The sequence below is a fragment of the Aliiglaciecola sp. LCG003 genome (assembly GCF_030316135.1).
Taxonomy (GTDB): domain Bacteria; phylum Pseudomonadota; class Gammaproteobacteria; order Enterobacterales; family Alteromonadaceae; genus Aliiglaciecola.
Genome location: NZ_CP128185.1, coordinates 2,445,586 through 2,458,881, shown reverse-complemented (window position 1 = coordinate 2,458,881; position 13,296 = coordinate 2,445,586). Strand labels below are relative to the sequence as shown.

At 42.9% G+C, this 13,296-nt stretch carries 8 protein-coding genes, 1 tRNA gene and 1 pseudogene; 7 read left to right on the top strand and 3 right to left on the bottom strand.

The features are described from left to right. The first annotated feature begins 683 nt into the window (after positions 1–683). The 6 genes from ftsH to QR722_RS10550 all read left to right on the top strand — a co-directional run bounded on the left by ftsH (position 684) and on the right by QR722_RS10550 (position 6,211). Positions 684–2,627: an ATP-dependent zinc metalloprotease FtsH gene (gene ftsH, locus QR722_RS10575; protein WP_286282806.1), complete on the top strand. Its 1,944-nt coding sequence runs from the start codon at positions 684–686 to the stop codon at positions 2,625–2,627. Between the two features lie 103 nt (positions 2,628–2,730). Then, complete coding sequence (folP, locus tag QR722_RS10570; RefSeq protein WP_286282805.1) at positions 2,731–3,549, top strand: dihydropteroate synthase; 819 nt, start codon at positions 2,731–2,733, stop codon at positions 3,547–3,549. Between the two features lie 12 nt (positions 3,550–3,561). Next, positions 3,562–4,902, top strand: a complete 1,341-nt coding sequence (gene glmM, locus QR722_RS10565) for a phosphoglucosamine mutase (protein ID WP_286282804.1) — start codon at positions 3,562–3,564, stop codon at positions 4,900–4,902. A gap of 98 nt (positions 4,903–5,000) precedes the next feature. Then, positions 5,001–5,747, top strand: coding sequence for a triose-phosphate isomerase (tpiA, locus tag QR722_RS10560; RefSeq protein WP_286282803.1), 747 nt, complete (start codon positions 5,001–5,003; stop codon positions 5,745–5,747). Positions 5,748–5,756: 9 nt separating this feature from the next. After that, positions 5,757–6,107 (top strand): preprotein translocase subunit SecG, encoded by a 351-nt coding sequence (secG, locus tag QR722_RS10555; RefSeq protein WP_286282802.1) that lies wholly within the window; start codon positions 5,757–5,759, stop codon positions 6,105–6,107. Positions 6,108–6,125: 18 nt separating this feature from the next. After that, positions 6,126–6,211: transfer RNA gene (locus tag QR722_RS10550), tRNA-Leu, on the top strand. A gap of 1,224 nt (positions 6,212–7,435) precedes the next feature. Here the strand turns inward: QR722_RS10550 and istB are convergent. Then, positions 7,436–8,191 carry an IS21-like element helper ATPase IstB gene (gene istB / locus QR722_RS10545; RefSeq protein WP_286282801.1) on the bottom strand — a complete coding sequence of 252 codons (756 nt, stop codon included), beginning with the start codon at positions 8,189–8,191 and terminating at the stop codon, positions 7,436–7,438. After that, positions 8,181–9,689: pseudogene (gene istA, locus QR722_RS10540) on the bottom strand (IS21 family transposase). Before istA ends, istB begins: the two are co-directional and overlap by 11 nt. Positions 9,690–9,956: 267 nt before the next feature. Here istA and QR722_RS10535 point away from each other — a divergent pair. Next, positions 9,957–11,654, top strand: coding sequence for a response regulator (locus tag QR722_RS10535; RefSeq protein ID WP_286282800.1), 1,698 nt, complete (start codon positions 9,957–9,959; stop codon positions 11,652–11,654). 88 nt (positions 11,655–11,742) lie between these two features. Here QR722_RS10535 and QR722_RS10530 read toward each other — a convergent pair whose 3' ends face one another. Then, positions 11,743–13,176, bottom strand: coding sequence for an NAD(P)-binding protein (locus QR722_RS10530; protein WP_286282799.1), 1,434 nt, complete (start codon positions 13,174–13,176; stop codon positions 11,743–11,745). Positions 13,177–13,296: the final 120 nt, after the last annotated feature.

Sequence of the window (13,296 nt, the reverse complement as noted above, 5' to 3'; positions counted from 1 at the left end):
GGCCGATGACAAAAAATCCTTAATCAGTCAGTTCAACATGCTAATTAAAAGGATGGCAAAATGAACTATATGCTGGCGAGGCGAAAAAACAAGGTTGCTGTTTTCGTGGGATAATTAAATTGTGACAGCGCAATCTGGATATCAGCATTTCACAAATGCTTGGCTTTTTAGATGGAGATTTTCGTACTGAGCATCTTGTCACAATAGTTTTAGTATGTGGTAACTGATAGCCGTAGGGCAGTTAAACAACAGTGGTAATAGTTTGTGACACTTTACTTAAGCTAACTAGCATCGCAAAGGATTTGTCGCAAGAATAGTTTAAAAAGACACATAAGGTTACACATTTGTGAGCTTAATAGGTGGAACCATCGTATAGATGAGGTGGTCTTTGGACTAAGCACGTTAAAGGTTTATCGGCGATATAAGCCAGCTACAAACCCTTAAAACTGTGTTCAGAATAAAATGGCTTGTAGTGAAAGTATTGAAAGTTGTAGCCCGACGAATTGTTTAGCTATTTGAGGTAATAGCTAAAAATAGTGAACATTCGTCAACCAGATTCGTTTAGAGCGCTTGTCAGATAAGTTTATCTGGTGGCGACTGGATATAAACTGTAGTACCCTGAGGTCACTACAACGGGGCATATGTCCTTAGTAACAGATTCTTACTTATAGAGGTTAAAAGCGTTGAGCGATATGGCAAAAAATCTAATCTTATGGTTGGTCATCGCAGTAGTGTTGATGTCCGTGTTTAATAGTTTTTCTCCGGGAGAATCGAAAAAGGCACAGACCGACTACACCACTTTCATGCGTAATGTAGATCAAAAGTCAGTGCGAGAAGTCACTATCAACCGCAGTACGGGTGAGATTACTGGTGTAACAACTAATAACGAACCTTTTTCTACCTACATTCCTTATCCTGATGATGAACTGGTAAACGTGCTTCTAAATAATGGTGTTGTGTTAAGAGGCGAGCCCCCTGAACAGCAATCGTTTTTGTCGCAAATTTTCATTTCCTGGTTCCCCATGTTGTTGCTGATTGGTGTGTGGATTTTCTTCATGCGTCAGATGCAAGGTGGCGGTGGTCGTGGAGCCATGTCATTTGGTAAAAGTAAGGCGCGCCTGTTAGGCGAAGACCAAATTAAAACAACCTTTGCTGATGTGGCAGGTTGTGATGAAGCAAAAGAAGATGTTTCTGAATTGGTAGACTTTTTACGAGACCCGACTAAATTTCAAAAGTTAGGTGGTAAGATCCCCAAAGGCGTATTGATGGTTGGTCCTCCTGGGACGGGTAAAACATTGCTTGCTAAGGCTATTGCCGGAGAAGCAAAAGTACCATTCTTCACCATTTCAGGCTCTGATTTCGTTGAAATGTTCGTCGGTGTAGGCGCATCTCGTGTGCGCGACATGTTTGAGCAAGCGAAGAAGTCGGCACCTTGTATTATCTTTATTGATGAAATAGATGCTGTTGGTCGCCAACGTGGCGCTGGTTTAGGTGGTGGTCATGACGAGCGTGAACAGACGTTAAACCAAATGTTGGTTGAAATGGATGGTTTCGAAGGTCATGAAGGTATCATAGTGATCGCAGCGACTAACCGTCCTGACGTGCTTGACCCAGCCTTATTGCGTCCGGGTCGTTTTGACCGTCAAGTTGTTGTTGGTTTGCCGGATATCCGTGGCCGTGAGCAGATCCTTAAAGTACACATGCGTAAAGTGCCAATTTCCGACAACGTTGAGCCATCTCTTATTGCCCGTGGTACACCAGGATTCTCTGGAGCAGATTTAGCTAACTTGGTCAATGAAGCGGCATTGTTTGCTGCCAGATCCGACAAGCGTACTGTGTCGATGGAAGAGTTTGATAAAGCCAAAGATAAAATCATGATGGGTGCTGAGCGCAAATCTATGGTGATGTCTGAAGAAGAAAAAACTAATACGGCGTACCATGAAGCGGGTCACGCTATTGTTGGCCGAATGGTGCCAGAGCACGACCCGGTTTATAAAGTGTCGATCATTCCTAGGGGACGAGCGCTAGGGGTAACCATGTATTTGCCAGAGCAGGATAAATACAGTCATAGTAAACAGCATCTTGAAAGTATGATTTCCAGTTTGTTTGGTGGTCGTATTGCCGAAGCGCTGACTCTAGGTGAAGATGGTGTTACTACAGGCGCATCTAATGACATTGAGCGGGCAACAGACATCGCCCGTAAAATGGTTACCCAGTGGGGCTTGTCGACCAAAATGGGTCCAATGCTATATTCTGAAGAAGAAGGGGAAGTATTTTTAGGCCGCAGTATGTCCAAAGCTAAGAATATGTCAGATGATACCGCTCGGGCGATAGATGCTGAAATTAAAGCTATCATTGACCGTAACTATGAACGTGCTGAACATATTCTAAAAGATAATTTGGATATTTTGGACGCAATGAAAGATGCGTTGATGAAATATGAAACTATTGACGCCAAACAAATTGATGATCTAATGGCTCGTCAGCCTGTTCGTCAGCCAGCAGATTGGGAAACTCGTGATTCAAACTCTAACGATAAACCAACCGGTGGCGCATCAGTTAAAGTTGAACCAGATGAGCCAGTCAGCCCTCCAACAGTTGGCAAGCCAGGCGATTTACCACATTAAATTGTTTCGCCAGTTATATTAGGTCGAGTCAGCATGTCTGACTCGACCTTTTTATTATTCATTGCCAAGTTAATTTGGGTTAGAACTACCAACAGAAGTTATTATGTATTTCAAAGCTAAATTCCTCGATTTGACCTCACCAAAGGTGATGGGCATTTTGAATGTCACTCCGGATTCTTTTTCAGATGGGGGTCAGTTCAATTCTTTTGATAATGCCATGTACCAAGCTGAAAAAATGATCCAGGACGGTGCTGATTTTATTGATGTAGGGGGCGAGTCAACCCGGCCTGGCGCAGCCGCAGTTTCATTGGATTTAGAGCTTGAACGCACTATTCCCATTGTTGAAGCACTCCATCAACGCTTTGATAGCGTTATCTCCATTGATACCAACAAAGCAGCGGTTATGCTCGAAGCGGTCAAAGCCGGCGCAGGACTGATAAACGATGTCTGTGCGCTACAAGAAGAGGGCGCGTTGCATGCTGCTTACATCAGCGGAGCTGCGGTTTGCTTAATGCACATGCAAGGTCAACCGAGAACTATGCAGCAGACGCCTCAATATTCAGATGTGGTCACCGAGGTGAGTTCGTTTTTACAGGTTAGAGCAAAGGCCTGTATAGAGCAGGGCATAGATAAAGATATAATATTGATAGATCCTGGGTTTGGCTTTGGTAAAACCTTGCAGCATAATTATCAATTGCTTGATAAGCTAGAGCAATTGCAGGCTTTAGCATTTCCCATGTTAATCGGTATGTCACGCAAATCGATGATTGGTGACATATTAAATAAAGCTGTTGAAGATAGATTGTCTGGCAGCATAGCTGCAGCAACTATTGCGTTATTAAAAGGTGCACGAATTTTACGTGTACATGATGTTAAAGAAACCGTTGACGCAGTGAAAATTGTTTCAGCACTGAGTGCTTAGAAGGATAAAAAAGTGAGCTCAAGAAAATATTTTGGTACTGACGGCATCCGTGGAAAAGTGGGTGAAAGCGTGATTAATCCCGAATTCGTCACTAAACTCGGTTGGGCTGCAGGCAAGGTACTTGCTGGTCAAGGTACCAATAAAGTGATGATTGGCAAAGATACTCGTATATCAGGCTATATGCTTGAATCTTGCTTGGAAGCTGGGTTGTCGGCTGCCGGTATCAATATTGGTTTACTAGGCCCTATGCCAACACCTGCCATTGCGTATTTAACCAAAACCTTCCGTTCTGAAGCCGGAATCGTGATCAGCGCATCACACAATCCATTCTACGACAACGGAATCAAATTTTTCTCTGCTGATGGTTATAAACTAGATGATGACATCGAATTGGCTATAGAAGCTGAGATGGAAAAACCTATGGTCTGTGTCGCATCCGATAAACTTGGTAAAGCCTACCGAATTGAAGACGCTGCCGGTCGCTATATTGAGTTTTGTAAAGGTACCTTCCCATCAGAGCTATCGCTAAAAAGTCTGAAAATTGTAGTGGATTGTGCTCATGGTGCGACCTACCACATCGCACCTAATGTTTTGTCTGAACTGGGTGCCGAAGTCATTGAAATTGGTACTAAGCCAGACGGTTTGAATATCAACCATCAAGTGGGTGCTACGGCGATGAAAGCCGTCCGTGAGGCTGTTTTAGAGCATCAAGCCGATTTAGGTTTTGCCCTTGATGGTGATGGTGATCGCATCATGATGGTTGATCACAAAGGCAATATTGTCGATGGTGATCAACTGATTTATATCATTGCTCGCGATTCACTCAAATCAGGTCGCCTGAATGGTGGTGTGGTAGGTACACTAATGAGTAATCTTGGTCTTGAAATTGCCTTGAATAAACTCGGTGTGGCCTTTTTACGCAGTAAAGTGGGTGATCGCTATGTAATGGAAATGCTGCTAGAGCGTGGTTGGGCTATCGGTGGCGAAAATTCGGGCCACGTACTGAATCTAAATGTAACGTCTACCGGTGATGGCATAGTGGCTGGTTTGCAAGTTCTTACCGCAATGTTGCGGGCGGATATGTCTTTGTTTGAGCTGTGTCAGGGTATGGACATGTATCCTCAAACATTAATTAATGTGCGCTTTACTGAAGGTGCAGATCCTATAGAGCATCCTGAAGTAAAAGCCGCTGTGGTTGAGGCTGAAAAACAGCTCGGAAAAACAGGTCGAGTGTTGTTACGTAAAAGCGGAACCGAACCCTTGATTAGGGTCATGGTTGAAGCTGAAAATAATGAAGATTCAACTAAATGGGCAGAATATATTGCCGATGTCGTGCGTAAATTAACCAAGTAGGCTATTGATTGCGATAATTTACGTCAAGCCTACTTGTATATTAGTTGCGGGTTAGTTAATATCACGCCCGCTTTTTCACCCAGTTAAGGAAGAACAAAGTGCAGAATAATCGTCGTCCTCTGGTAGCAGGGAATTGGAAGATGAACGGCAGTCTTGAACTGGCCGCAGAACTCCAGCAAACGTTTCAACAAGCGTCACTGCAAAATATTGATGTGTTAGTCTGTCCACCTTTTCCTTATCTACAAGGGTTTGATGTAAGCGTTTCTGCCTTAGGTGGTCAAAACCTTAGTCAGTATAACTCTGGCGCGCATACTGGTGAAGTATCTGCACAGATGCTTAAATCGGTTGGGTGCAGTTATGTGCTAGTTGGACATTCTGAACGCCGTAGTGATAACGCAGAAAGCAATGAGTTAGTCGCTTCTAAAGTTAAAGTAGCACTTGAACAAGGCTTAACCCCTGTTTTATGTGTTGGTGAGGCAGAAGATATTCGAGATAGCGGTGAGTTTTTTGATTTTATCGCGGCGCAACTCGATGCGGTGTTAAACCTAGTTGGAATTGCTGAGTTTGCCCACATAGTAGTAGCTTACGAACCCGTTTGGGCTATAGGTACTGGAAAAACAGCCAGTCCAGAACAAGCACAAGAAGTTCACGCATTTATCCGTGGATATTTAGCTAATTTAGATAGCGAAGTCGCTAGCAAACTCCGTATACTATACGGCGGTAGCGTGAAAGCGGTTAATGCAAAAGAATTATTTTCACAACCTGACGTTGATGGTGGGTTGATAGGTGGAGCCAGTTTGGATCCGCAAGAATTTTTAAATATTTGCTTAGCAGCAAAGGGTTAGAGAAATAACATGACGTATTTTTACGAAATTTTGATAGTAGTTTACCTAGTTGTTGCACTTATGTTGATTGGTATGGTGTTGATCCAGCAAGGTAAGGGTGCTGATATGGGCGCTTCTTTTGGCGGTGGAGGCTCAAATACAGTCTTCGGTTCCACTGGGTCGGGCAACTTTATGACTCGAACTACTGCAGTGCTTGCCACTTTGTTTTTTGTGATCAGTCTGATTTTGGGTAACCAAACAGCGGATAAAGAAAAAGACATCGATGAACTTGAATTGTTAGGCGTGCCAGGAATCGAACAGCCGGTATCTGATATTCCGGCAGCCGATAAGCAACAGCCAAAAAGCGATATCCCTAACTAATCAGATTTAACAAATCACGCGGAAGTGGTGGAATTGGTAGACACGCCATCTTGAGGGGGTGGTGAGCGTAGCTCGTGCGGGTTCAAGTCCCGCTTTCCGCACCATATAAATAAAGGGCTGTAGCGTTTTACGTTACAGCCCTTTTTTTGTGAGTTGTAAAACTGTTGTAAAACTGTTGTAAAACTATACCCATATTTTTATCTTTATTTGCATTGTAAATTTTATCTATTTCTAGATATTTATTTAGTTATTCATTATTTGAGAAAAAATATCCAAATTTTATTGTGTTATCTCATTCTAATTTAAATTATGTTCGCTAACCTGGCGTTTATTAAATTGGTATAAAAAAATTCAGCAAGTAGAGCCTCTAAGCAATGATGTCACCATCATTGCTCGCAATTTGTTATTAATTGAATGCTTGATCCCACAATTAATAAATTCTTGTTGGCTATCAGTCGTTTCGATGTTGAGATTAAATCGCAGCATTGGGTACAAATCGGGACCGCTATAACTCGACAGAAGAAATAGAATAATGTGCAGGAATCGAATCAGTCATATAGCACAGAGGTAAAATAGGTCGGATACATTGGCGATATTCATGCACCAAATTATTAAGATATACCTTTGTTTAATAGGCAGCAGCGTTGCCTATCAGATATCCGTTTTGGGCAAAGCTTATTACAAACAACAATAATCCAAAGGAAAGCTGCACGAAACTATATTCATATCACTCGCTTTTAAATGGATCCGTGTACTATTTCGGGGCTGGAAATGGAGTGGGCATATTACGGTTCGACCTACTTCCAAGCGTAGAAAAGTCGGGGGGCGCCATGAAATTTGCGGTATGGATGGTAAGTGAGGCTGTAACGCTTGCTGTCCACCTCACCTAAAGGTATGTTGTTAGGTGTTGATTACGTGCACTCCAGAGAGCATGTTGAATTTCACACACGTAAAAAATCGTTCGATTTGTCTACACTTAACGCAGAAATCACTTGCTTTTTTGGCCGTCAGGGAAAGGTATTCATCATGCGGATTGGCTATGTAAGAACATCTACAAATAAGCAGCATACAGATAGATAAATGAGCTAAAGACTTGTTGTGACAAGGTGGTAATCGAAAAAGGAAAGTCCGCACGAAGCAAAAATCGCCCAAGCTAAAGGCAAATAACTAAAGAACTAACAAACGGAGAATCGCTCGTTGTATTCGCTTTTGATCGTGCATTCCGCTCTGTTATTGACTGTTAATTTGCACTTAAAACTGATCCACGATTTGCATCTAAAACTGATCCACCCAAGTAGTCTTATATGACCATAATCATGTTTTAGATTCTAGCGCTTTTTATCCTTTGATTTTTTCGTAGATTCTTTAAATCTGTAGCTGTCATTACCCGTTTCGATGATGTGGCAATGATGGGTTAATCTGTCTAGCAAGGCCGTTGTCAGTTTTGCATCACCAAACACGTTTGACCATTCAGTGAAGTTCAGATTGGTGGTGATAAGTACGCTGGTTGTTTCGTAGAGTTTACTTAATAAGTGAAACAGTAAGGTGCCGCCTGCCTGACTAAAGGGCACGTAGCCTAATTCATCCAACACGACTAGATCACAATTAGCTAAAAGATTTGCCATGCGGCCAACGTGGCCCGCTTGTTTCTCTAGCTCAAGCGTATTGACCAGTTCAATGGTGGATAAGAAGCGTACGCGGTATTGATGGTGTTGAATGGCTTGCACACCAAGTGCTGTCGCCAAATGGGTTTTTCCTGTGCCAGGGCCACCAACGAACACCGCATTTTGACAATCTTCAATGAACTCGCAACGATGTAAACCTCTGATGAGGTATTCATCGACTTCACTTTCGCTGAAGTCGAAGCCATAAATTATTCGGTAAACAGGGAATCTGGCCGTCTTCATTTGATAGGCGATGCTGCGCACTTCTCTATCGGCCACCTCTGCTTTTACGAGGGTGTCGAGTATCGGTAAGGCTTGTTTATAGGCGGGTGAATCTTGCGAGGTTAACTCTGCAACACTGCTTGCCATGCCGTGTAGTTTAAGTATCTTAAGGGTGTGTAATAAGGCTTCAGTGTGCATGACGTTTTCCTCTTAATGTGTCGTAGCGTGATGTGTCGCTGGTCGGCTCGGTGACTAATTGCAGGCCGTTAATAATGGGGACTGGCGCAGGGGCTGAAGGGGCAAGTAGCCGACTCAGGCAATTCATAACATGTTGTTTGGAAGGACATCCCACATCTAAGGCCATTTCAACCGCCTTCACGACATCGGCTTCATCGTGATGTAATATCAGCGATAACACCTCAACCATCTCCTTATCTCCACGCTCACGTTGCAATAGAATGGATTGCAGGTGTTTAAAGCTATCGGGCATGGTGTTGAACGGTGCGCCATTGCGAAGTGCGCCCGGTTTACGCTGCGCGACGAGCAAGTAGTGCTGCCAGTCATACACGACTTTACCCGGTATATCATGACTGCTCATGAACACGCGGTTGTGCTCCGCTATTTTCTGGCCCTGTGCAATGAAGGCAAGTCGGCCTGGATAAACTTGCAGGCTGATACGCCGGTTAGCGAAGCTAGCGGGCACAGAGTATTTATTGCGGTCGAAGTTGACTAGGCAGGTGGAAGATACCTTTTTCGTGTGCTCAATGAAGCCATCAAATGGAGCATTCACCTTCATCAGCTGCCGCTACTCCTGATACCACACATCCTCAATGGTGCTATCTCTAAACTGCGGGTGCTTACGTGTTTGCCAGTCTTTTATACACGCATTCTCCAGCCAATCATTAAGCTCAGTGAGTGAACTAACACGAGGCAGGCGTTGCCAGATAACCGAGCGAGCATCACGTACATTCTTTTCTACTTGGCCTTTTTCCCACCCCGCAGCCGGATTGCAGAAGTCAGCTTCAAACAGATAATGACTAACCATGGTCAGGAAGCGGCGATTAACAATGCGCTCTTTCCCCTTTTGCACCTTATCAACCGCTGTTTTCATGTTGTCGTAAATACCACGCTCGGGCACGCCATTGAACACCCTAAACGCATGATTATGGGCATCAAACAGCATTTCATGGCTTTGGGTAAGATAGGCTCGCAGGATAAAGGCTCGGCTGTGACTGAGTTTGAAATGAGCGACTTGCAGCTTGGTTTTACGGCCATCGATGAAGGCATAGTTTTCACCCCAATCGAATTGAAAGGCTTCACCTGCGGCAAACTCTAATGGCACGTAAACCTGATTAGATGCAGCTAGTCGCTGCTCTTCACGCCACTTGCGTGCAAACGCAGCAACCCTGTCATATGAGCCTGAATAGCCAAGCGGCAATAAGTCCTCATAAAGGTTTTTAACGGTTTTGCGCTCTTTCCTGCGCCGCCTGGCTTCACGTTTAAGCCAGCTAATAAGCAGTTCTTCGAACTCGTCGACTTTGCCCAAGGTCTGCCGCTTAGTGTAAACAGGCTCAGCAATGTCCTTTTTGAGATAACGACGTACTGTATTGCGAGACAATCCAGTGCGTTTAGTAATTTCTCGTTGGGACAAACCGTCACGAAAATACCATCGACGCATAACACTTAATAATGACACATCTATCACTCCACATTCTCCTGCTTAGAGGCGGCAGGAGGTATTAAATATGTGGATCAGTTTTAGATGCAAATTAGGGGGTAAAGTGGATCAGTTTTGGATGCAAATTAACAAATTATAAATGCATTACCCAATAACCTACCTGCTGCATACACATTTGACATAAACGTAAATGAGCAAGTGTGGACACTTTATTTTTACCCTAATAATCAGCAACAATACCAAGTCGGTACTGTGTATAAGGTTTTGTTGACTTTAGGCATACTATTGTCCTTAGGAATTGGTTTTATTGCACGTCTGCTGCTTTTGCAAAAAAGTCAATTGAAGAAGCAGGTGAATGAACAGACTAAAGAATTGAATAGTATGATTAGGCGACTTACCATCAATAACCAACAATTGGGCGTTGCGATAAAAGGTGCTGAGTCAAGTGCTGTAGCCAAGCAGCAATTCATGGCAAATATGAGCCATGAAATTCGTACTCCTATTAACGGCATTATTGGCATGACCCAGCTTTGTCTCAAAACTGATTTAAACCCCAAACAAGCTGATTATCTTAGGAAAATTGAATTATCTGCTAATCACTTAGCGACTATTATTAATGATATTTTGGATTACGCTAAGGTCAATTCAGGTTCGCTAACCCTTGAACAGAGACCCTTTTCACTATTAAGTATCATTGACAATTTACGTGCAATGTTGAGCAAAGATGCTCAAGATAAAGGGATAAAATTTGAGCTTAGCTTGGGCAAAGACATACCTGCAGATATTATCGGTGATAAAGTTAGGCTTAGTCAAATATTACTAAATTTATGCTCCAACGCGATAAAATTTACTGAGCATGGGGAAGTGTTGCTCAAGGTTGAAGCCCAGCGAAAATCGTCGCATGGTGTTGTGCCTACTGTTTATCGATTCAAATTCAAAGTGATTGATAGCGGTATTGGGATTGCGTCTGAATATATTCAATTTTTATTTGATAACTTCACCCAAGCCGACACGTCAACTACCCGCCGCTACGGTGGCACCGGACTCGGTTTAACCATCAGTCAGCAGTTATGTCAATTGATGGGTGGTGAAATTAGTGTCACTAGCGAGTTAGGTAAAGGTAGTTCTTTTACTGCTGAGCTCGACCTGCAATTAAACGACGCCATCATCGAGGGTGATACACAGAACCTTACTCTGAGTTACACACCCAACATTCTATTACTAGATGATAATGCTGAAACTTTGCGCTCAGTGGCTGATGAGCTGCGCAATATGGGCGCTCAAGTTAGCTGTTTTCAGAGCGCAGAGGCCGCGCTAGGGTGTTTATTAGTCGCACCCTCCAATTTTGATTTTGTGTTACTGGATTGGTTGTTACCAGAGTGCAATGGCTATGAATTTTTAACTAGAGTAAAGCAGGCTAATTTATCCTTTACACCTAGGATAATCGTCATTACTGCTTATGAACTCGAAAGTGTAAAGCAAGAAAGCAGCAAGTTATCCATAGAAAAAGTTATCACCAAACCTTGTTACCCTATTGATTTATATAATTTACTTGAGCGAAGAAAACAGCTGGTTGAGTTTAATGAACCCCAGCTAGAGCTGCAGGGCTTGAGCATCCTTGTCGCTGAAGATAATGAGATAAATAGAGAGATTATTTATGAAATGTTGGCCCATAACGGGGCTAAAGTGATTCTTAGTGAAGATGGACAAGACTGTATAAATCAACTGCATAAAAATCCGCAAGTTGATTTGATTTTAATGGATATTCAAATGCCAGTGATGGACGGTATCGCTGCATTTAAAGCCATACGACAGGAGTCTGCGTTTAACCATGTACCTATTGTTGCCCTCACCGCTAATGTGCTAGCTGAAGATAAGCAAAAATATAGTGATCTAGGGATGAGTGCCCATTTGGCTAAACCCCTAGATACCCGCAAAATCATAGCCTGCATTTTGCGCCTTACTAAAGGAGCGCCGAATTAACAGTTGCCATTCTCGAGATTCTATATCAAGCCAATTCAAGCCTGATAAATCGTTTATTCATTGCCGATGCAGTTGTCAAACCATCCTATTAGTTTGTTGAAGATGCAATTAATTCTCGGTAAACCTTTAGTTTTGCTATTGCTGGTTTGGCTGCCTTGCGCATCCTGTTCAGTACTTTTAATTTATCCAATTGATAAAACCTTACTTCGCTTACCAATTTTGCAAAGCCATCCAAACGCTGCTTAAGCATCCATTCTTTGAGTCCAGGTTCTTTAGACCAGAAAAACTGATTCATCATATTGCGATAAGTCATCTCAATCCAATCTTCCACAGTGTTTGGTAGCGGCACAACTTTACTCAGTTGATTCTTTTTCTCATTGTCAGGATAGGTTATCTCTAGATGGGCGATAAACGCCGCGCTAAACGTCGGCTGGTAAGCTCTAACCGTTTGCAGTTTTATGTTGTCTCCCTGAAACACTGGCTCGATGGCTAAATTAGTGATCGCACTTGCGGTGCAATCAATATAGAGGCTGTTCGCGATAGGTGTCTCGGTACCTTGGGTACAGATTACTTCGCTCGGAGTGAGCTTGGTTATACGACCTCTGCGGATAATATGTTTGACCCGTTTTATTTGGGCTAATTCAGCTTTAGAGATGGTCGCTCCGTGAAACATTCTCGGCATAATATTGCCGTCAAGGCGCAATAACACTCCAGACTTCTCTAACCTTAAAAACAAATCTTCAATTGATGTAGATTCAGCAAGTGACTCTAGTTGTGCTGCCTGTGCGCCAATAGAATCAGTGAAGAAATCTGCCGTTGGCTGAGTATTTTTACGGTCAAGAAACCATGCATCTCTTGGCATGTACCAACTGATGTTTTCAGGGGCTACTTGATTTTGCAGTAACCATAAACAGGTATCTATGGCTGTTTTTCCACCTCCTAACAAGGTGAAGTGCTTAAATCCGTGGTTAGCTTTGCTAAGGGTACTAGGTAATGTATTTGGCGGTATCATTGTCAATGACGAATCAATTTCAAATTGAGGAGTGTGAGTAGCGGAGATGCTGGTTTTATAATAGGTGCTATCGACTAATTTTTGTTTGTATTGCACACTAAATTCGTGCCCCGTTATCAGGTGTTTCACCCGCCCATTACCTAAATATTCACACAAAGGAAAATACTTTACCCTGCCACTAGGCAGTAAGGTGTCACGCATCACATTGTCATAATAAGCTTGAACTTCCGCACCTGTGGCTAATTCATTTAGCCCCTGATTCAAGCCTGCATCATCGATTCGACCATTACTGAGCTCCTTCGAATTAACGCCATAAAACGAGGATGGCTGATGGAGTGTTACGAATGAGTAACTGTCTACCCAATGTCCGCCAGGCTTGTGTCGATTATCAATAATAATAACGGTGGCATCGGATTCACTTACCAAAGTATCCACAAAAGCTAAGCCGCTAGCGCCAGCTCCGATAACTAGATAATCGGTACAATACTTCTCAGAAAGGTCTGCCTTCATTGTTTATTAGACTATTAAATTCAACAAGTTATAAACCTTAACCGGAAATATATAAAATTGATACTGGGTTCTAGAGTTTTTTCACCATAGTCTTATCAGGGCGCACAGCGGTGTGATTAA

What these genes read in the sequence shown, in the direction of transcription:
- folP (WP_286282805.1), top strand. Translation starts at nt 2,731, where the DNA reads ATGTATTTCAAAGCTAAATTCCTCGATTTGACCTCACCAAAGGTGATG.
- istB (WP_286282801.1), bottom strand. Translation starts at nt 8,191, where the DNA reads ATGCACACTGAAGCCTTATTACACACCCTTAAGATACTTAAACTACAC.
- QR722_RS10530 (WP_286282799.1), bottom strand. Translation starts at nt 13,176, where the DNA reads ATGAAGGCAGACCTTTCTGAGAAGTATTGTACCGATTATCTAGTTATC.
- secG (WP_286282802.1), top strand. Translation starts at nt 5,757, where the DNA reads ATGACGTATTTTTACGAAATTTTGATAGTAGTTTACCTAGTTGTTGCA.